This is a genomic window from Kitasatospora sp. NPDC001309, from assembly GCF_042896295.1.
In the GTDB taxonomy this organism is placed as follows: Bacteria; Actinomycetota; Actinomycetes; order Streptomycetales; family Streptomycetaceae; genus Kitasatospora.
On sequence record NZ_JBIAXC010000021.1, the window covers coordinates 79,960 to 101,955 of the forward strand.

Annotated in this window: 8 protein-coding genes; 7 read left to right on the top strand and 1 reads right to left on the bottom strand. The window is 75.1% G+C overall.

Annotated features, from left to right (window positions below):
* Window positions 1-84 precede the first annotated feature (84 nt).
* The 7 genes from ACFY2K_RS21655 to ACFY2K_RS21685 all read left to right on the top strand — a co-directional run bounded on the left by ACFY2K_RS21655 (window position 85) and on the right by ACFY2K_RS21685 (window position 21,074).
* Entirely contained in the window at window positions 85-13,659 is a 13,575-nt protein-coding gene (locus tag ACFY2K_RS21655; protein WP_387713248.1) for an amino acid adenylation domain-containing protein, read from the top strand.
* 100 nt (window positions 13,660-13,759) lie between these two features.
* Complete coding sequence (locus ACFY2K_RS21660; RefSeq protein ID WP_375891663.1) at window positions 13,760-14,806, top strand: SAM-dependent methyltransferase; 1,047 nt, start codon at window positions 13,760-13,762, stop codon at window positions 14,804-14,806.
* Window positions 14,806-15,837, top strand: coding sequence for an aminotransferase class I/II-fold pyridoxal phosphate-dependent enzyme (locus ACFY2K_RS21665; protein ID WP_387713252.1), 1,032 nt, complete (start codon window positions 14,806-14,808; stop codon window positions 15,835-15,837). Before ACFY2K_RS21660 ends, ACFY2K_RS21665 begins: the two co-directional genes overlap by 1 nt.
* A gap of 238 nt (window positions 15,838-16,075) precedes the next feature.
* The gene (locus ACFY2K_RS21670) at window positions 16,076-17,365 is read left to right on the top strand and encodes an MFS transporter (RefSeq protein WP_387713255.1); all 1,290 of its coding nucleotides are present in this window, start codon (window positions 16,076-16,078) and stop codon (window positions 17,363-17,365) included.
* Window positions 17,366-17,497: 132 nt separating this feature from the next.
* Entirely contained in the window at window positions 17,498-18,631 is a 1,134-nt protein-coding gene (gene hppD, locus ACFY2K_RS21675; RefSeq protein WP_380522692.1) for a 4-hydroxyphenylpyruvate dioxygenase, read from the top strand.
* Entirely contained in the window at window positions 18,628-19,779 is a 1,152-nt protein-coding gene (locus ACFY2K_RS21680) for an alpha-hydroxy acid oxidase (RefSeq protein ID WP_387713258.1), read from the top strand. The genes hppD and ACFY2K_RS21680 overlap by 4 nt, the downstream gene beginning before the upstream one ends.
* 65 nt (window positions 19,780-19,844) lie before the next feature.
* A complete protein-coding gene (locus tag ACFY2K_RS21685; protein ID WP_387713329.1) occupies window positions 19,845-21,074 on the top strand; it encodes a PLP-dependent aminotransferase family protein in 1,230 nt (409 codons plus the stop codon).
* A gap of 51 nt (window positions 21,075-21,125) precedes the next feature.
* Here the strand turns inward: ACFY2K_RS21685 and ACFY2K_RS21690 are convergent, their stop codons facing one another.
* Window positions 21,126-21,977 carry a PhzF family phenazine biosynthesis protein gene (locus tag ACFY2K_RS21690; protein WP_380522694.1) on the bottom strand — a complete coding sequence of 284 codons (852 nt, stop codon included), beginning with the start codon at window positions 21,975-21,977 and terminating at the stop codon, window positions 21,126-21,128.
* Window positions 21,978-21,996: the final 19 nt, after the last annotated feature.

A 21,996-nucleotide genomic window follows, 5' to 3' on the forward strand; every position in this document is an offset into this window, starting at 1 on the left:
TCGCAGGTCGCGCGGGCCACCGGCCGTCCCCGGTGGCCCGAACGCCCAGTCCCCACTCAGCACGTCATCCGTCGGAGGCAGACCGTGATCCCGTTGTCGTTCGCGCAGCAGCGGCTGTGGTTCATCGAACAGCTGGAGGGCCCGAGCGCGCTCTACAACACCCCGTTCGCCGTCCGGCTGACCGGTGGGCTCGACGCCGCCGTCCTCACCCTCGCGCTGCGCGACGTGCTCGCCCGGCACGAGGTGCTGCGCACCACCTTCCCCGCCGTCGACGGCCGCCCGCAGCAGTCGATCGCCGAGCCGCAGAGCCCCGCCGTCACCGCCGTCGAGGTGGCCGCCGTCCCGGTCGCCGACGAGGCCGAGCTGACCGCCCGGCTCACCGCCGCGGCCGGGCACGTCTTCCACCTCGCGACCGAACTGCCCATCCGCTGCACGCTGTTCTCGCTCTCCGCCGAGGAGCACGTGCTGCTGGTGCTGATGCACCACATCGCCAGCGACGGCTGGTCCGTCCCCCCGCTCTTCCGCGACCTGGACGCCGCCTACCGGGCCCGCCGCGCCGGCGCCGCGCCGCAGTGGGAGCCGCTGCCCGTCCAGTACGCCGACTACACCCTCTGGCAGCGCGAACTCCTCGGCGAGGAGGACGACCCGGAGAGCGTGCTCGCCACCCAACTCGCCCACTGGCAGCGCGCCCTGGCCGAGGCCCCGGAGGAGCTGGCCCTCCCCTACGACCGGCCGCGACCCGCCGCGCCCACCCGGCTCGGCGGCGCCGCCGAACTCGCCCTGGACGCCGAACTGTACGCGGACCTGGCCGAGTTGGCGGCGAAGGAACGGGCCAGCCTGTTCATGGTCCTCCAGGCCGCCGTCGCCACGCTGTACACCCGGCTCGGCGCCGGCACCGACCTCCCGCTGGGCACCGCGGTGGCCGGGCGCACCGACGAGGGCCTGGCCGAGCTGGTCGGCTTCTTCGTCAACACCCTCGTCCTGCGCACCGACACCACCGGCGACCCCAGCTTCCGCGAGCTGCTGGCGCGCGTGCGCCTCCTCGACCTGGACGCCTTCGACCAGCAGGACGTGCCCTTCGAGCGCCTGGTCGAACAGCTCAACCCGGCCCGCGTCCCGGCCCGCCACCCGCTCTTCCAGACCATGCTGACGCTGGACAGCGACGAGGACCTCCCCGCCGACTTCGCCGGGCTCGCCTGCCGGGAGCACGTCCTCGACCAGCACCTCGCCAAGTTCGACCTGTCCTTCGCCTTCGTCGAGCAGCACGACGCGCAGGGCGTCGCCAACGGCCTGACCGGCGCGGTGGAGTACGCGGCGGACCTCTTCGACCACACCACCGCCGCCACCCTCGGCGAGCGCCTCGCCCGGGTGCTGCGGGCGGCCGCCGCCGACCCGGACGCGCCGATCGGCACCATCGAGATCCTCGACCCGGCCGAGCGCGAGGACCTGCTGACCGGCCGGCACGGGCCGGTGGCGCAGCTTCCGGCCGGTTCCGTGCCCGAGCTGTTCGAGGCGCAGGCCGCCGCGACGCCCGAGGCCGTCGCCCTGGTCGCGGTCTCCACCGAGCTGACGTACGCCGAACTCAACGCCCGGGCCAACGGTTTGGCGCTGCGCCTGGCCGAGGCCGGGGTGCGGGCGGAGACCCCCGTCGCCCTGCTGCTGGAGCGCTCCCCCGCCCTGGCCGTCGCCCTGCTGGCGGTGCTCAAGGCCGGCGGCAGCTACGTCCCGCTGGACGACGCCCAACCGCAGGAGCGCCTCGCGGCCGTCCTCGCCGACGCGGGCGCCCGGATCGCCGTCACCGACCGCGACCACCCCGCACTGGCCGGACTGACCACCCTCACCGTCGGCGAGGAGACCGCGGAGAACCTCGAACTCGCCATCGCGGACGCGCGGTTGGCCTACGTCATGCACACCTCCGGCTCCACCGGCACCCCCAAGGGCATCGGCATCACCCACCGCGCGATCGTCGACCTCGCCCTCGGCGGGGCCTTCACCGGGGAGCACCTCGCCCGGGTCGCGGTGCACTCCCCCACCGCCTTCGACGCCTCCACCTACGAGTTCTGGGCCCCGCTGCTCTCCGGCGGCCGTCTCGTCATCGCCCCGCCCGGGCGGCTCGGCGTCACCGAACTCGCCGACCTGCTCGGCCGGCAGCAGGTCTCCGGCGCCTTCATCACCGCCGGCCTGTTCAACGTGCTGGCCACCGAGGCCCCGCAGTCCTTCGCCGGGATGCGCGAGGTCTGGACCGGCGGGGACATCGCCTCACCGGCGGCCATGCGACGCGTCCTGGAGGCCTGCCCCGGGCTGAAGGTGGTGAACGCCTACGGCCCGACCGAGGCCACCACCTTCGCCACCCTCCGCGCGATGACCTCCCCCGCCGAGGTGCCGGCCGCCGTGGTACCGATCGGCCGGCCGCTGCCCAACAACCGGGTGTACGTCCTCGACGACGCCCTGCGGCCGGTCCCGGTCGGCGTGCCCGGCGAGCTCTACCTCGCCGGGCACGGCCTGGCCCGCGGCTATGTCGGCCGCCCCGCCCTCACCGCCGAACGCTTCGTCGCCGACCCGTACGGCGCGCCCGGCAGCCGGATGTACCGCACCGGCGACCTCGCCCGCTGGACCACCACAGGAGAACTGGAGTTCGTCGGTCGAACGGACGACCAGGTCAAGGTCCGCGGCTTCCGGATCGAACTCGCTGAGGTGGAGGCCGCTTTCGCCGCCCACCCGGCCGTCCGGCAGGCCTTCGCGACGGTCCGCCAGGACCATCCCGGTGACAAGCGCCTGGTCGCCTACGTCACCGGCGACGCCCCGCTCGACGAGCTGCGCGCCTTCGTCACCGACCGGCTGCCCGGCTACATGGTCCCCGCCGCCGTCGTGCCGCTGACCGCCCTCCCGGTCAACTCCAACGGCAAGGTCGACCGCCGCGCCCTCCCCGCCCCCGACTACTCCGCCGCCACCCCCGGCCGGGCGGCCCGCAACGCCACCGAGCAGACCCTGTGCGCGCTCTTCGCCGAGGTCCTCGGAACCGCCGAGCCGAGCATCGACGACAACTTCTTCGACCTGGGCGGGCACTCCCTCCTCGCCACCCGGCTCACCAGCCGCATCCGCACCGCCCTCGGCACCGAACTCCCCCTGCGCACCCTCTTCGACCACCCCACCATCGCCGCCCTCGCCCAGCACCTCGGCGCGGACACCACCCCGGGCCGGGCCGGGCTGACGGCGCGCACCCGCCCTGAGCCGGTACCGCTCTCCTACGCCCAGCAACGCCTCTGGTTCATCGACCAGTTCGAGGGCCCGAGCGCCCTCTACAACACCCCCTTCGCGCTCCGGCTCACCGGCCCGGTCGACACCGGGGCCCTGACCGCCGCCCTGCACGACCTGCTGGCCCGGCACGAGGTGCTGCGCACCCTCTTCCCGGTCGCCGACGGGCAGCCCCACCAGCTGGTCACCGACTCCGTCGAGCCCACCCTGACCGTCACCACCGTCGCCGACGAGACCGAGCTGGCCGGGCTGCTGGACCGGGCGAACGCGCACGCCTTCGACCTCGCCACCGAACTGCCCCTCCGGGCGGCGCTGTTCTCGCTGCCCGACGAGCGGCACGTGCTGCTGCTCCTGCTGCACCACATCGCCAGCGACGGCTGGTCCGTCGCCCCGCTCTTCCGCGACCTGGGCGAGGCCTACCGGGCCCGCCGCCACGGAGACGCGCCCCAGTGGGAGCCGCTGCCCGTCCAGTACGCCGACTACACCCTCTGGCAGCGCGAACTCCTCGGCGACGAGGAGGACCAGGACAGCCTGATCGGGCGGCAACTCGTCTTCTGGCAGGCATCCCTGGCCGACGCGCCGGAGGAACTGGCGCTGCCCTACGACCGGCCGCGACCGGCCGCGCCGAGCCACCGGGGCGAGCTGGTCGAGTTCACCGTCGACGCCGAACTGCACCAGAGGCTGGGCGAGTTGGCCACCGCCAACCGGGCCAGCCTGTTCATGGTCCTGCAAGCCGCCGTCGCCACCCTCTACACCCGCCTCGGCGCCGGCACCGACCTCCCGCTCGGCACCCCCGTCGCCGGACGCACCGACGAGGCGCTCAACGACCTGGTCGGCTTCTTCGTCAACACCCTCGTCCTGCGCACCGACACCTCCGGCGACCCCAGCTTCCGCGAACTCCTGGACCGGGTACGGCAGTCCGACCTCAACGCCTTCGAGCACCAGGACGTGCCCTTCGAGCGCCTGGTCGAACAGCTCAACCCCACCCGCACCCCGGCTCGCCACCCGCTCTTCCAGACCCTCATCGCCCTGGAGAACCAGGCGAAGGCGCCGCAGACCTTCGGCGGCCTCCCGTGCGGCGAGCTGGAGTTCGACCTCAACGTGGCCAAGTTCGACCTCTCCTTCGGCTTCGCCGAGCTGAGCGGTCCGGCCGGACCGGGCGGACCAGGCGTACCGGGCGGCCTCTCCGGCGCGGTGGAGTACGCGGCGGACCTCTTCGACCACGCCACCGTCACCACCCTCGCCGAGCGCCTGCTGCGCGTCCTCCGGGCCGCCGTCACCGACCCCGACGCGCCGATCGGCACCATCGAGATCCTCGACCCGGCCGAGCGCGAGCAGCTGCTCACCGGCTGGCACGGGCCGGTGGCGCAGCTTCCGGCGGGCACCGTGCCCGAGCTGTTCGAGGCCCAGGCCGCAGCGACGCCCGAGGCGATCGCCCTGGTCGCGGGCTCCACCGAGCTGACGTACGCCGAACTCAACGCCCGGGCCAACGGCCTGGCGCTGCGCCTGGCCGAGGCGGGCGTCGGCACCGAGACCCCCGTCGCCCTGCTGCTGGAGCGCTCCCCCGCCCTGGTCATCGCCCTGCTCGCGGTGCTCAAGGCCGGCGGCAGCTACGTCCCACTGGACGACGCCCAGCCGCAGGAGCGCCTGGCGGCCGTGCTCGCCGACGCGGGCGCCCGGATCGCCGTCACCGACCGCGACCACCCCGCGCTGGCCGGGCTGACCACCCTCACCGTCGGCGAGGAACGAGCCCCCAACCTCGAACTCGTGGCCAGCGGCGAGCAGTTGGCCTACGTCATGCACACCTCCGGCTCCACCGGCACGCCGAAGGGCATCGGCGTCACCCACCGCTCCGTCGTCGACCTCGCCCTCGGCGGCACCTTCGCGGGCGGCGCCCACGAACGCGTCCTGGTCCACTCGCCCACCGCCTTCGACGCCTCCACCTACGAACTCTGGGCCCCCCTGCTCTCCGGCGCCCGCCTCGTCATCGCCCCGCCCGGGCGACTCGGCGTCACCGAACTCACCGACACCCTCCAGCGAGGCGGCGTCACCGCCGCCTGGCTCACGGCCGGACTGTTCAACGTCATGGCCACCGAGGCGCCGACCCTCTTCACCGGCCTCCGGGAGGTGTGGACCGGTGGCGACGTGGTCTCCGCCGCCGCCGTCCGCCGCGTCATGACCGCCTGCCCCGGCCTGGCCGTGGTCGACGGCTACGGCCCGACCGAGACCACCACCTTCGCCACCCACCACCGGATGACCACCGCGGCCGAGGTGCCGGACAGCGTCCCGATCGGCCGCCCGCTCCCCAACACCCGGGCCTACGTGCTGGACGACGCCCTGCGGCCCGTCCCGGTCGGTGTCCCCGGCGAGCTCTACGTCGCCGGACACGGCCTGGCCCGGGGCTACGTCGGCCGCCCGGCCCTCACCGCCGAACGCTTCGTCGCCGACCCCTACGGCGCCCCCGGCAGCCGGATGTACCGCACCGGCGACCTCGTCCGCCGCACCACCGAAGGCGTGCTGGAGTTCCTCGGCCGTGCCGACGACCAGGTCAAGATCCGCGGCTTCCGGATCGAACTCGGCGAGGTCGAGGCCGCCCTCACCGCCCACCCCGCCGTCGGCCAGGCCCTCGCCCTGGTCCGCGAGGACCGGCCCGGCGACAAGCGCCTGGTCGGCTACGTCACCGGCGACGCCACCCCCGGCGAACTGCGCGCCTTCGCAGGCGAGCGCCTCCCCGGCTACATGCTCCCGGCCGCCGTCCTCGTCCTCGACGCCCTCCCCGTCACCCCCAACGGCAAGGTCGACCGCCGCGCCCTGCCCGCCCCCGACTACTCCGGCACCCCCGAGGGCCGCGCCCCCCGCACCGGCACCGAGCAGACCCTCTGCGCCCTGTTCGCCGAAACCCTCGGCCTGCCCGCCCTCGGCATCGACGACGACTTCTTCGCCCTCGGCGGCCACTCCCTGCTCGCCACCAAGCTGATCAGCCGGATCCGCACCGCCCTGGACGTCGAACTCCCCCTCCGCGCCCTCTTCGACCACCCCACCGTGGCCGCCCTGGCCACCACCCTGCCGACCGTCGACACCCCGGCCCGCCCGCCGTTGCGCCCGCAGGCCAGGCCCGCCCTGGTACCGCTCTCCCCCGCCCAGCAACGCCTCTGGTTCATCGACCAGTTCGAGGGCCCGAGCGCGCTCTACAACACCCCGTTCGTCGCCCACCTCAGCGGAGAGATCGACCCCGAGGCCCTGGCCGGGGCCCTGACCGACGTGGTCGCCCGCCACGAGGTGCTGCGCACCACCTTCCCGGCCACCGACGGCCGGCCGCACCAGCTGATCGCCGCGCACGCCGAACCCGCCCTGCACACCCGCACGGTGGCCGACGAGGCGGAGCTGCGCGCCGCCGTCGCCGAGGCCACCGGCGCGGTGTTCCGGCTCGCCGAGGACCCGCCGATCCGGGTCTCGCTGTTCTCGCTGAACGCCGAACGGCACGCCCTGGTCGTCCTGCTGCACCACATCGCCAGCGACGGCTGGTCCGTCGGCCCGCTGCTGCGCGACCTGGACACCGCCTACCGGGCTCGCCTGGCCCACACGGAACCCGACTGGCGGCCGCTGCCCGTCCAGTACGCCGACTACACCCTCTGGCAGCGCGGCCTGCTCGGCACCGGGGACGACCCGGACGGCGCCCAGCACACCCAACTCGCCCACTGGAAGCAGGCCCTGGCCGAGCTCCCGGAGGAGCTGGCGCTCCCGTACGACCGGCCGCGACCGGCCGCCCCGAGCCACCGGGCCGGGACGGTGGAGTACCGGCTGGACGCCGAACTGCACCGGCGGCTCAGCGAGTTGGCCGCCGCCAACCGGGCCAGCCTGTTCATGGTCGTGCAGGCCGCCGTCGCCGCGCTGTACACCCGGCTCGGCGCCGGCACCGACCTCCCGCTCGGCACCCCCGTCGCCGGACGCACCGACGAAGCCCTCGACGACCTGGTCGGCTTCTTCGTCAACACCCTCGTCCTGCGCACCGACACCTCCGGCGACCCCGGCTTCCGCGAGCTGCTGGACCGGGTCCGCCGCACCGCCCTGGACGCCTTCGAGCACCAGGACCTCCCCTTCGAGCGCCTGGTCGAACAGCTCAACCCCACCCGCACCCCGGCCCGCCACCCGCTCTTCCAGACCGTCCTCACGGTGAGCAGCGGCCCGGCCCCCGTGCTCAGCCTGGGCGGGGTCAGCGGGGTGCTGGAGGGCGCGGGCGAGTCCCAGGCGCACTTCGACCTGAACTTCAACTTCACCGAGCAGCACGACGCGGACGGCACCCCGCTCGGCGTGGCCGCGGCCGTGGAGTACGCGGCGGACCTCTTCGACCACGCCACCGTCGCCACCCTCGCCGAGCGCCTGCTGCGCGTCCTGGACGCCGCCGCCACCGACCCGGACGCGCCGATCGGCACCATCGAGATCCTCGACCCGGCCGAGCGCGAGCAGCTGCTCACCGGCTGGAACGACACCGCCGTCCCGATCGCCGACAGCACGCTGTCCGAGCTGTTCGAGGCCCGGGCGGCCGCCACCCCCGAGGCGGTGGCCGTGGTGTCCGACACCGGGCGGCTGAGCTACGCCGAACTCGACGCCCGGGCGGGTGCCCTGGCCGCCGTGCTGCTGGCCCGCGGGCTGGCGGTGGAGGAGCCGGTCGCGATCCTGATGGACCGCTCGGCCGAGCTGGTGACGGCGATCCTGGCGGTCACCAAGGCGGGCGGCACGTACGTCCCGCTGGACGCCCGGTACCCGCTGGACCGGATGCGGCACATCCTCGCCGACACCCGGGCGCAGCTCGTCCTGGTCGACCCGGCCCACCGCGACCACCCGGTCCTCGACAGCGGCACCGACGGCACCGGCACCGGCCTCACCGCCCTCGACGTCACCGAGGCCGCCACCGGCCTCGCCCCCGCCGCCCGGACCCCCAACGCCCAGACCCCCGCCGGCCGCCGCTCCCACCCCGGCCAGCTGCTCTACGTGATGTACACCTCGGGCTCGACCGGCCTCCCCAAGGGCGTCGCGGTGACCCACCGCAACGTCGTCGACCTGCTCACCAACCCGCACTTCCACCAGGGCCACCACGAGAGCGTCCTGCTGCACTCGCCCACCGCCTTCGACGCCTCCACCACCGAGGTGTGGGCCCCGCTGGTGACCGGCGGGCGGATCGTGCTGGCCGCCCCCGGACAGCTCGACCTCCCCGCGCTGGCCGCGACCATCACCCGGCACGCCGTCACCCTGGTGCAGGCGCCCTCCGGTCTGCTGCGCCTGATGGCCGAGGAGACCCCGGAGGCGTTCCGCGGGGTGCGCCAGGTGTGGACCGGCGGTGACGTGGTGCCCCCGGAGGCCGTCCGGCAGCTGTTCCGGGCGTGCCCGGAGACGGACGTGGTGGCGGTGTACGCGCCGACGGAGACCACGGCCATCAAGACCACCTTCACCATGACGCCCGGCGGGCACGTCCCGGCCGTGGTGCCGATCGGCCGCCCGCTGGCCAACACCCGGGCGTACGTGCTGGACGACGCCCTGCGGCCCGTCCCCGCCGGGGTGCCCGGTGAGCTGTACCTCGCGGGCAACGGCCTGGCCCGGGGCTACGTGGGCCGCCCGGGCCTGACCTCGGAGCGCTTCGTGGCCTGCCCGTTCGGCGGCAAGGGCGAGCGGATGTACCGCACCGGCGACATCGTCCGGTGGAGCGCGGACGGCGTGCTGGAGTTCCTCGGCCGCGCCGACGACCAGGTGAAGATCCGCGGCTTCCGGATCGAGCCGGCCGAGGTGGAGGCGGCGCTGGCCGCCCACCCGGCGGTCGGGCACGCGGTGGCGACGGTCCGCGAGGACCAGCCCGGGGACAAGCGCCTGGTCGCCTACGTCACCGGCGACGCCACCCCCGGCGAACTGCGGACCTTCCTCGCCGACCGGGTGCCCGGCTTCATGGTCCCGGCCGCGATCGTCACCCTGGACGCGCTGCCGGTCACCGCCAACGGCAAGGTGGACCGCCGCGCCCTGCCCGCCCCCGACTACACCGGCACCCCCGAGGGCCGCGCCCCCCGCAGCACCGCCGAACGGGCCCTGTGCGCCCTGTTCGCCGAGACCCTCGGCCTGCCCGCCCTGAGCATCGACGACGACTTCTTCGCCCTGGGCGGCCACTCCCTGCTCGCCACCAAGCTGATCAGCCGGATCCGCACCGCCCTGGACGTCGAACTCCCCATCCGCGCCCTCTTCGACCACCCGACCGTGGCCGCCCTGGCCGGCCACCTGGGCGAGGGCACCGGCCCGGTCCGCGCCCGGCTGCTGCCCCGGCCGCGCCCGGAGCTGGTCCCGCTCTCCCACGCCCAGCAACGCCTCTGGTTCATCGACCAGTTCGAGGGCCCGAGCGCGCTCTACAACACCCCGCTCGTGCTCCGGATCGACGGCACCCTGGACGCCGACGCCCTGGCCGGCGCCCTGGCCGACGTGGTCGCCCGGCACGAGGTGCTGCGCACCACCTTCCCCGGCGCCGACGGCCGGCCGCACCAGCTGGTCGCCCCGAGCGCCGAACCCGCCCTGCACACCCGCACGGTGGCCGACGAGGCGCAGCTGCGGGCCGCGCTGGCCGCCGCGAGCCGGGAGGCCTTCGACCTGGCCGTCGAACTCCCGCTGCGGGCCACGCTGTTCTCCCTGCCGCAGGGCGAGCAGGCACTGCTGGTGCTGATGCACCACATCGTCAGCGACGGCTGGTCCGTCGGCCCGCTGCTGCGCGACCTGGACACCGCCTACCGGGCCCGCCGCGCGAACGCGGAGCCCGACTGGCGGCCGCTGCCCGTCCAGTACGCCGACTACGCCCTCTGGCAGCGCGAGCTGCTCGGCGCGGAGGACGACCCGGACGGCGCCCAGCACCGCCAACTCGCCTACTGGCAGCGGGCACTGGCCGGTCTCCCGGAGGAGCTGACGCTCCCCTACGACCGCAAGCGGCCGCTGTCACCCACCCGCCGCGGGGACACCGTGGAGTTCCGGCTCTCGGCCGAACTCCACGCCTCCGTCGTCGAGTTGGCACGGGAGAGCCGTACCAGCGTGTTCATGGTGGTGCAGGCCGCGTTGGCCGCCACCCTGGGCCGGCTGGGCGCGGGCACCGACATCCCGCTCGGCACCCCGGTCGCCGGACGCACCGACGAGGCTCTGGACGAGCTGATCGGCTTCTTCGTCAACACCCTGGTGCTGCGCGCCGACCTCTCCGGCGACCCGAGCTTCCACGCGCTGCTGGAGCGGGTGCGGCAGGCCAACCTGGACGCCTTCGAGCACCAGGACGTGCCCTTCGAGCGGCTGGTCGAGGTGCTCAACCCGGCCCGCTCGACGGCCCGGCACCCGCTGTTCCAGGTGATGCTGACCTTCGCCGCCGGGCCCGAGGCCGAGGCCGCCCTCGACTTCGCCGGCCTGCCCGCCCGGGTGGAGCCCTCGGCGGCCGAACTCGCCAAGTTCGACCTGGCCTTCGGTTTCAGCGAGCGGCTGGCCGCCGACGGTTCCCCGGCCGGGATCGGCGTGGTCGTCGAGTTCGCCGAGGAGCTGTTCGACCCGGCCACGGTGACGGCGGTCGGCGAGCGCTTCGAGCGGCTGCTGACCGCCGTGCTGGCCGATCCGGCCCGCCCGGTCGACGCGGCGGAGATCCTCGACCCCGCCGAGCGGGCCCTGATCCTGGACCACTGGAGCGCGCCCACCGATCGGCCGGCGGCCGCCGAACCCCGCACCCTCCCGGAGCTGTTCGCGGCCCAGGCGGCCCGGACCCCGCAGGCCGTGGCGGTGGTCGACGAGGACGAGCGGATCGACTACGCCGAACTGGACGCCCGGGCGAACCGGCTGGCCCGGCTCCTCGCCGCCCGCGGCGTCGGCCCCGAGCGCCTGGTGGCGCTGGCGCTGCCCCGCTCGGTGGAGCTGGTGGTCGCCGTGCTCGCCGTGCTCAAGGCCGGCGGCGCCTACGTGCCGATCGACCCGGACTACCCGGCCGACCGGATCGCCTACACCCTGGCCGACTCCGCCCCCGCGCTGCTGCTCACCACCACCGCGGCCGCCGGCCGACTGCCCGACCCCCAGCTGCCGTTGCTGCTCCTCGACGCCCCGGGGACGGCCGCCGAACTGGCCCGGACGCCCGCCGAGGCCCCCTCCCCCGCCCCCGCGCTCGGCCCGGACCACCCGGCGTACGTCATCTACACCTCGGGCTCGACCGGCCGGCCGAAGGGCGTGGTGATCCCGCACCGCAACGTCGCCCGGCTGTTCGCCGCCACCGACCACTGGTTCGCCCCGGGCCCGCAGGACGTCTGGACCCTGTTCCACTCCTACGCCTTCGACTTCTCGGTCTGGGAGCTGTGGGGCGCGCTGCTGCACGGCGGCCGCCTGGTCGTGGTGCCCTTCGGGACCAGCCGTTCGCCCCGGGAGTTCCTGGAGCTGCTGGTGCGCGAGCGGGTCACCGTCCTCAACCAGACCCCGTCCGCCTTCTACCAGTTGATGCAGGCCGACCAGGAGGAGCCGGAACTCGGCTCCCGGCTCGCCCTGCGCCGGGTGGTGTTCGGCGGCGAGGCGCTCGACCTGGCCCGGCTGGCGCCCTGGTACGAGCGGCACGCCGAGGACGCGCCGGTGCTGGTCAACATGTACGGCATCACCGAGACCACGGTGCACGTCTCCTACCGCCCGCTGGACACCGCCACGGCCGCCGGGCAGTCCCGGTCGCTGATCGGCGCCGGCATCCCGAACCTGCGGCTGTACCTGCTGGACTCCCGGCTGCGCCCGGTGCCCGCCGGGGTGCCCGGCGAACTGTACGTCGCCGGGGCCGGCCTGGCCCGCGGCTACCTGGGCCGCCCGGCACTGACCGCCGAGCGCTTCGTCGCCGACCCGTTCGGCGCCCCCGGCACCCGGATGTACCGCACCGGCGACCTGGCCCGCTGGACGGCCTCCGGCGAACTGGACTACCTGGGCCGCATCGACGCCCAGGTGAAGATCCGCGGCTTCCGGATCGAGCTGGGCGAGATCGGCTCGGTGCTCAGCCGCCGTCCCGAAGTGGCCTCCGCCGCCGTGGTGGTGCGCGAGGACACCCCGGGCGAGAAGCGCCTGGTCGGCTACCTGGTGCCGGCCCCGGACGCCGGGGCGCCGGACCTGGACGCGCTGCGCACCCACCTGGCCGCCGAGCTGCCGGACTACATGCTGCCCGCCGCCCTGGTGCCGCTGGAGCGCCTGCCGCTGACCCCCAACGGCAAGCTCGACGAGCGGGCGCTGCCCGCCCCCGAGCCGGGCCGGGCGGGCGGCGGCCGGGCGCCGCGCACCCCGCTGGAGGAGGTGCTCTGCGGGCTGTTCGCCGACGTGCTCGGCCTGGAGCGGGTCGGCATCGACGACAACTTCTTCGAGCTGGGCGGCCATTCGCTGCTGGCCGGGCGCCTGGTCGCCGGGCTGCGCGAGCTGACCGGCAGCGCCGGACTCGGCGTCCGGGCGCTGTTCCGGGCGCCGACCGTCGCCGGGCTGGCCGACCTGCTGGCCGCGGCCCGGGACGGCGCCCCCGCCGAGGAGGACTTCCCGGTGCTGCTGCCGATCCGCACCCGCGGCACGCGCCCGCCGCTGTTCTGCGTGCACCCGGCGGCCGGGATCAGCTGGGTGTACACCGGCCTGCTGCGCCACCTGGACGCCGAGCAGCCGATCTACGGCCTCCAGGCCCCCGGCCTGGCCGACCTCTCCCGCCACCCGGCGAGCCTGGCGGAGATGGCCCGCGACTACCTGGCCGAACTGCGCTCGGTGCGCCCCGAGGGCCCGTACGCCCTGCTGGGCTGGTCCTTCGGCGGCACGGTCGCCCACGCCGTGGCGGCGCTGCTGCGGGAGCAGGGCGAGCGGGTCGACCTGCTCGCCGTGCTGGACGGCTACCCCGAGCTGGACGAGTACGCCCGGATCACCGGCGCCTCCCCCGACCGGATCACCGGCGGCTCCCGCCCCCGTTCCACCGAGGGCTCCCCCGACCGCGACCCGGCGCTGCTCGCCGCGATCCTGGAGTCCCTCGGGCAGCAGGCCGGCGAGATCACCGACTGGCCCGCCGACGAGGCGGGCTACGCCGAGCTGGTCCGGCACGGCGCCGGCCCGCTGGCCGGGCTGAGCGGCGCCGGGGTGGCCCGGGTGGTCGAGGTCTTCCTGGCCAACCTGGCGCTGGCCGGCGACGCCCCGCTGCCCGGCTACGACGGCGACGCGCTGGTCTTCGTCGCCACCCAGGACCGCCCGGCCGACGCCCCCGACCCCGAGAGCTGGCGGCCCCACGTGGGCGGCCGGCTGGAGGTCCACCACGTGCCCAGCACCCACGGCGCGATGACCGGCCCGGAGGCCCTCGCGGTCATCGGCCCGGTGCTCGCCCAGCGCCTGCGCGACCCCGCGCAGGCCCCCACGCCCCGCCCCTGAGCCTCCCCTCACCACCGCACCACCCCGCACCACCGCGACACCCCCCGCACCACCACGCCAAGCGGCCGCGACCCGGCCCACACGAGGAATGGACACACCGATGCAGACTGCCGTCATCCCCGACACCTGGCGCGGCGTCACCCCGGCGCCGATCTCGTCGACCGACGCCTACAACGGCTTCATCGCCGCCAACGTGATCTTCGCGCTGGACCGGATCGGCGTGCTGGAGCAGATCGGCCGCGGCGAGGCGCTGTCCGCCGCCACGGCCACCTCCCAGCGCGGCGACACCGCCCGCACCGAGGCCGTGCTGCGCGCCGCCGCCGACTACGGCTACCTCAAGGCCGACGGCGCCGGCTACCTGCCCACCGAGGCGGGCATCGAGATCGCCGCCGCCCGCGGCTACTTCACCTGGGCGGTCGGCGGCTACCACGACGTGTTCGGCCGCGCCGGGCACCTGAGCACCGGCTCGCACCACTACAACCAGGACGTGTACCGCGACGAGGCGATGGTCGCCCTCGGCTCCGCCCAGTGCGACCAGTCGATGTTCGCCGCGCAGCTCACCGACGTGCTCTCCGGCATCGACTTCCGCACCATCGCCGACCTGGGCAGCGGCACCTCCGCCCGGGTGCGCCGGGTGGTCTCCCAGCGCGAGGGCAGCCGCGGCCTGGGCATCGACATCAGCCGCCCGGCCACCGACATCGCCCGCGCCGACATCGCCGCCGCCGGGATGCAGGACCGGGTCACCGCCGTCCGGGCCGACGTGCTGGGCCTGCTCGGCACCCAGATCGACAACGACGCCGAGGCCGCCGAGGTGGCCGAGGTCGACACCGTGATGAGCTTCTTCCTGCTGCACGACCTGCTCGCCGACCCGAGTACCCGCTCCTCGATCTTCACCCGGATGCGCGAGGCCTTCCCCAAGGCCCGCACCTTCGTGCTCGGCGACACCATGCTGCGCGGCCCGGGCGAGTCCCAGAGCGCGATGCCGGTCTTCTCGGTCGGCTTCGAACTGGCCCACGCGATGATGGGCGTGCCGCTGCACACCAAGGAGACCTACGAGCAGCTGTTCACCGACGCCGGGCTGCGGATCGACCGGGTCGAGGCGCTGGCCACCCCGCACAGCTGGCTCTACGTCCTCCAGGCCGACTGATGGCCGCCGCAGCCGGGGCCGCACACCTGCTGGCCCAGAACGAGCACCCGTACCCGCCGCTGCCGTCCGTGCTGACCGCCCTGGCGGGGGCGGTCGGCGACCTGAACCGCTACCCGGACTTCCGCCCGGAGCGCTTCGCCCGGATCATCGCCGACTGGCAGGACGTCCCGGCCGCGCAGGTCGTGGTCGGCCACGGCTCGGCCGGCGTCGCCCTGGACCTCTTCCATTCCGTCGTCCGCCCCGGCGACAACGTGGTGCACTCGGACCCCTGCTTCGACGCGTACCCGCTGTTCTGCGCGATCGCCGGCGCCGAGTCCCGGTCCGTCCCGCTCGGCCCGGACGCCCGGCACGACCTGGCCGCGATGGCCGGCCGGGTGGACGGGCGCACCCGGATCATCGTGCTGTGCAACCCGCACAACCCGACCGGCACGGTCTACTCCTGGGCGGAACTGACCGACTTCTTCCGCAAGGTGCCGGCCACCGCGCTGATCCTGCTGGACGAGGCCTACGTCGACTTCGCCCGGGGCTGGGCCGCCCCGGCGGTGCCCGACCGGATCGCCGAGTGGCCCAACCTGGTGGTGCTGCGCACCCTCTCCAAGTCGCACGGCCTCGCCGCGCTGCGGATCGGCTACGCCGTCGCCGAGGAGTCGGTGGCCCAGCGGGTGCGCGACGTCCAGGTGCCGTACGCGGTGAACCGGCTCCAGGAGGCAGGCCTGCTGGCCGCCGTCGCCGCCCAGGACGAGGTGGACCGGCGGATCGCCGAGATCGCCGCCGAACGCGACCGGCTGCGGGCCGAACTGCTCGCCCTGGGCCGGTCGGTGCCGCCGAGCCTGACCAACTTCCTCTGGGTGACGGCACCTTCACCCGAGGAGCAGCTCCCGGTCAAGGCGGAGCTGGAGCGGCTCGGGGTGGCCGTCCGCTTCTACCCGGGCCAGGGCATCCGGATCGCCGTCGGCGAGAAGGACGCCGTCGACGCCGTGATCGAGGGCTTCACCCGCGCCCACCGGGCCGCCGGCGCACCGCCCCGCTAGGGCCTGTCCGGCGGATCTTGGCAGATCAGCGCGCGGCGTTGGGCGCCCGGCTGGGCGTGCGCCCGAGTCGGCCTCGTACTGGACGTACTTGGGCGATTCGGGCGTGCGTCCAGGCGGGATGCCCGGCGTCGCGCGCCTGGCAAGATCCGCCGGACAGGCCCTAGGCCTGCCAGACCCGCTGGACCCGCTGGACCCGCACCACCCACCGCACACGCAGCAGTCAAGGACAGGACAGGACATGCACCCACTTCTGGCGCGGCCGGAGTTCCGGCTCTACATCGCGGGACAGACGCTGTCCGTCCTCGGGGACAGCGCGCTCTTCATCGCCCTCGGCATCTGGGCCAAGGTCCTGACGGGGAGCAGCTCGGCGGCCGGTCTGGTCATGTTCTGCTACGCCGTCCCGATGCTGCTGCTGCCGCTCGGCGGCCTGGTCGCCGACCGGGTCCGCCGACGGCCGCTGCTGGTCGCGGTCAACCTCGGTCTGGCGGTGGCGGTTTCGCCGCTGCTGCTGGTCGACGGCCGCGGCCACCTGTGGATCATCTACGGCACCGCGGTGCTCTACGGGCTGGCCGGGGCCGTCCTCACCCCGGCCCAGAGCGCGATGCTGCGCACCATCCTGACGGAGCGTCAGGACTTCGGCGCGGCCGTCGGGTTCACCCAGACCATGCGGGCCGGCACCACCCTGGTCGCGCCGCTGGTCGGCTCCGGCCTGTACGGGTGGCTCGGCGGCCGGGCCGTCGCCCTGGTCGACATCGGCATCCTGCTCGCGGCCGCGCTCGCCTTCCTGGCGCTGCGGGTGCCCGAGTCCAAGCCGGAGCCGTCCGGGCGGCACTGGCGCACCGAGGTACTGGCGGGCTTCCAGCACCTGCGCTCCACCGCCTCGCTGCTGCCGCTGCTGATCGCGACCACCGCCACCGCGACCGTGCTCAGCTTCCTCCAGCCGGTGCTGTTCTCGCTCATCCAGCACGGACTGGGCCGCTCGCCGCAGTTCCTGGGCGTGCTGGAGACGGTGGAGGCGGTCGGGGCGCTCGGCGGCTCGGTGCTGGGCGGCGTCCTGATCGGCAAGCTCGGCCCCCGCAGGACCGTCATGCTCGGCTCGGCCACCTTCGGGGTCGGCGCCCTGCTGCTGCTGGCGCCCTCGGTGTGGGTGGTGGCGGCCGGTCTGCTGATCGCCGGGGCCGGCATGCCGGCCGGCGTGGTCGGCCTGGCCACCGCCGCCCAGTCGCTGACCCCGCCGCAGCTGATGGGCCGCACCCAGGCGGCCGTCAACCTCGCCCTCACCGCCCCGCAGGCGATCGCCATCGGCGTCGGCGCCGGCCTGGTGGCCGCGCTGGACTTCCGCACGGTGCTGGTCGCCATGGTGATCGGCGCGCTGCTGTCCGGCCTCTACCTGCTGGGCAAGCCCGACGCGGCGATCGAGGACGACGAGGACGAGGTGGAGTCGGCGGAGCAGCCCGCCGGAGAGCTCACCCCGGCCCAGGCCCAGGCCGAGGAGACCGAGCCCGCCCCCCGTCTCCAGTCCACCTGACCGTCCCACACCTCCCGTCCCCGCACCACCCAGGCCCGCACCACGCCACCGGCCCGCCCCGGCGGCGGCCCTGCCGCACCGCACCGCCGCCGGGGCGGGCCTCCGCGCACTCCTCACGAGAGAGCCCCTCAGATGCCCGACCGTTCCTCTCCCGAGCTTCCCACCGACCTCACCGACCTCACCACCGACACCGGGGAGCCACTCGAACTCGCCCTGGACCACGTCGAGTTCTACGTCACCGACCTCGCCGCCGACGTCGCCCGGCTGACCGCCGAGTACGGCTTCGACCTGCTCGTCCCGCCCACCGAGCGCGGCGCGAGCGCCGAGCGCTGCGTCTCCGCCCTGCTCGGCCAGGCCGCGATCCGGCTGCTGCTCACCCAGCCGCTGGCCGCCGGCCACCCGGCCACCGCCTACCTGGCCCGGCACGAGGACGGCGTGGCCGCACTGGCCCTGCGGGTCCCGGACGCCACCGCCGCCTACCGCGCGCTGACCGGGCGGGGCGCCGACGGGCTGCGCCCGCCGCAGGCCGCGGACGGCTGTGTCACCGCCGTGGTCGGCGCCTTCGGCGACGTGGTGCACACCCTGATCGAGCGGGACCCGGACGTTCCCGCCGACCGGATCCCCGGCCTGCCCGACGCACCGCCCGTGACCGGCGCCGCGGAGGTGGGCCTGCGCTCCGTCGACCACTTCGCGGTCTGCGTCCCCTCCGGCGAACTGCGCGCGACCGTCCGGCACTACCAGGAGGTCTTCGGCTTCCGGATGGTCTTCGAGGAGCGGATCGAGGTCGGCGCCCTCGGCATGGACTCGATGGTCGTGCAGAGCCCCGACCACAGCGTCACCCTCACCCTGATCGAGCCGCTCACCCCGGACGCCGGCGGCCAGATCGCCTCCTTCCTCGCCGACCACGGCGGCGCCGGGGTCCAGCACGTGGCCTTCTCCTCCCAGGACGCCGTCCACTCCGTCTCCACCATGGCCGCCCGCGGCGTGCCCTTCCTGCGCACCCCGAGCACCTACTTCGACGCCCTGCCCGCCCGGCTGACCCCGCTGCGGCACTCCTTCGACCAGCTGCGCGAGCTGAACCTGCTGGTCGACCAGGACCACGACGGCCAGCTGTTCCAGATCTTCACCCGCTCCCAGCACCCCCGCGGCACCTTCTTCTTCGAGGTGATCGAGCGCATCCGGGCCCGCAACTTCGGCAGCAACAACATCCGCGCCCTCTACGAGGCCGTCGAACTCCAGCGCAACGCCAGCGAAGTATCCGGATGAGCGCGCCGGTCCTGACCCCGCCGGGCGCGGGCACCGCCGCGCCGCGGCAGCCGCTGTCCGTGGCCGAGTACGAGCGGGTGGCCCGGGCCGCGCTGAGCGCCCCGGTCTGGGACTGGCTGGCCGGCGGTGCGGAGCAGGAGCGCACCCTGGCCGCCAACCGGGCGGCCTTCGACCGGCAGGCCGTGGTGCCCCGGGTGCTCGCCGACGTCTCCGCCTGCGACACCTCCGCGACCCTGGTGGCCAGCCGCTCGGCCCTGCCGGTGGCGGTGGCGCCGATCGCCTACCACCGGCTGTTCCACCCCGAGGGGGAACTCGCCTCGGCCCGGGCGGCCGCCGCGGCGGGGGTGCCGTTCACCGTCGGCACGCTCAGCAGCGTCGGCTTCGAGGAGCTGGCCGCGACCGGGGCCACGCTCTGGTTCCAGCTGTACTGGCTGCGCGACCGGGCCCGGCTGCTCGACCTGGTCGCGGCGGCCGAGGCGGCGGGCAGCGAGTGCCTGGTCGTCACCGCCGACGTGCCGTACATGGGCCGCCGGCTGCGCGACGCCCGCAACGCCTTCGCCCTGCCCGGGGACGTCCGCGCGGCACTGCTGGAGGGCGGCGCCGCCGGGCGGGCGCACCGGAGCACCGCCGAGGTCTCGGCGGTGGCCGCGCACACCGCCGAGCTGCTCTCCCCCGCCGTCACCTGGGCGGACCTCGGCTGGCTGCGCGAGCACACCCGGCTGCCGCTGGTGGTCAAGGGGGTGCTCGACCCGTCGGACGCCCTGCGGGCCGCCGAGCTGGGCGCCTCCGCGGTGGTGGTCTCCAACCACGGCGGCCGCCAACTCGACCGGGCGGTGCCCTCGTTGACGGCCCTGCCGGCCGTCGCCGAGGCGCTGGCCGGGCGCGGCTGCCAGGTGCTGCTGGACAGCGGGGTGCGCGGCGGCGCGGACGTGCTCACCGCGCTGGCCCTCGGGGCGTCCGGGGTGCTGCTCGGCCGCCCGGCGATCTGGGGCCTGGCGGCCGCCGGCGAACCGGGCTGCGCCCGGGTGCTGGAGCTGCTGGCCGCCGAGCTTCGCCACGCCCTCGGCCTGGCCGGCTGCGCCGACCTGACCGCCGCCGCCGAGCTGCGCACCACCCCCCTGCCCTGCCCCGCCTGGAGTGCCCCGTGACCGTCACCGCCCCGCCGCACGAGCTGCGGCTGACCGACCTGCACCCCTCCCTCGCCGACCCGGCGATGACCTCGATGAACCTGCTCAACGAGATCTCCATCCGCTACCCGGAGGCGGTCTCCTTCGCGGCCGGCCGCCCGGCCGAGCAGTTCTTCGACCTGGACGCCGTCCACCGGTACGTGGACCGCTACACCGCGCACCTGCGCGGCGAGCGCGGCCTGTCCGAGGAGCAGGCCCGGCGCCAGGTGCTCCAGTACGGGCGGACCAAGGGGATCATCCACGAGCTGATCGCCGCGCACCTCTCGGTGGACGAGGGCATCGAGGTGCCCGCCGAGTCGATCGTGGTGACGGTCGGCTGCCAGGAGGCGATGTTCCTGGTGCTGCGGGCGCTGCGCCGCGGCCCCGAGGACGTGGTGCTGGCCGTCTCGCCCACCTACGTCGGGCTGACCGGCGCCGCCCTGCTGGCGGACCTGCCGGTGCGGCCGGTGGCCGACGGCCCGGACGGGCTCGACCTCGCCGACCTGCGCCGGCAGCTGGCCGACGCCCGGGCCGAGGGACTGCGCCCCCGGGCGCTCTACCTGGTCCCGGACGTGGCCAACCCGAGCGGCGCCAGCCTGCCGCTGGACCTGCGCCGGGAGCTGCTGGAGCTGGCCGCCGAGGAGGACTTCCTGGTCCTGGAGGACAACCCGTACTGCGTGTTCGCGGGCGAGGAGCGGCTGCCCTCGCTCAAGGCGCTGGACACCGCACGGCGGGTGGTCCACCTCGGGTCCTTCGCCAAGACGGCCCTCCCGGGCGCCCGGGTCGGCTACGTGGTCGCGGACCAGCTGGTGGCGGACGGCGCGGGCGGCAGCGTCCTGCTGGCCGACCTGCTCGGCATGGTCAAGAGCATGACCACGGTGAACACCTCGCCGATCGCCCAGGCCGTGATCGGCGGCGCGCTGCTCGAACACGGCCACAGCCTGCGGGCCGCCAACACCGAGGTCGCCGCGCTCTACCGGCGCAACCTCGCCCTGGTGCTGGCGGGCCTGGCCCGGCGCTTCCCGCCGGGCGGCGGGGTGACCTGGAACGAGCCGCGCGGCGGCTTCTTCCTGGTGCTCACGGTGCCGTGCGTGGTGGACGACGCCCTGCTGGAGCTCTCCGCCTCGCGGTACGGGGTGATCTGGACGCCGATGTCCCACTTCTACCCCGGTGCGGGCGGGGAGCGCCAACTGCGGCTCTCCGTCAGCCAGGTGGACCCGGCGACCGTCGACCGGGGCCTGGACGGCCTGGCCGCGCTGCTCGCCGCCCGGTCCTGAGCCGAGGCGCCGAGGGGGAGGACCTCTCCCCTCCCCCTCGGCGCCGAGGCACTACGGGATCGCCACCGCCGTGCCGGAGACCCGCACCCGGGTGTCCTCCGCCCGCAGTTCGACCCGCAGCACGCCCGGGCGCCCGAGGTCCTCGCCCTGGTGCAGGGTCAGCACGGCCGGGGCGGTCACCGCGCCCAGCTCGCGCAGGTAGGCACCGAAGGCGGCCGCGGCCGCGCCGGTGGCCGGGTCCTCGACCACGCCGCCGACCGGGAACGGGTCGCGGACGTGGAAGACCTCGGGGGCCTCGCGCCAGACCAGCTGCAGGGTGACCAGGTCGCGGGCGTTCATGAACGCGGCCAGCCCGTCGAAGTCGTAGTCCAGCCGGGCCAGTCGGGAGCGGGTGCCGGCGGCCAGCACCAGGTGCCGGGCGCCCGCGTAGCCGATCCGCGGCGGCAGCGCCGGGTCCAGGTCGGCGGCCGACCAGCCGAGCAGCGCGAGCGCCTCCTCGACGTCCGCCGCCGGCACCTCCTCGACCTTCGGCTCGACACTGGTGAGCGTCGCCCGCAGGCCGTCGGCGCCGCGCTCGACCTCGACAGGGACGTCCCCGGCCGCCGTGCCGAACACGTAGCGGCCCGGGCCGGACCGCTCGGCGACCGCGACGGCGGCGGCCACCGTCGCGTGCCCGCAGAACGGCACCTCCAGCAGCGGGCTGAAATACCGCACGTGGTAGGCGCCCTGCTCACTGCCCGGGGTCAGGAAGGCGGTCTCGGAGTACCCGACCTCGGCGGCGACGGCGAGCATCCGCTCGGCGGTCAGTCCGGTGGCGTCGAGCACCACGCCGGCGGGGTTGCCGCCCTCGGGGCGGATCGCGAAGGCGGCGTAGCGGAGGATCTCAGGAGCGTCGTCGGTCATGACCGGACGAACGTGTTCC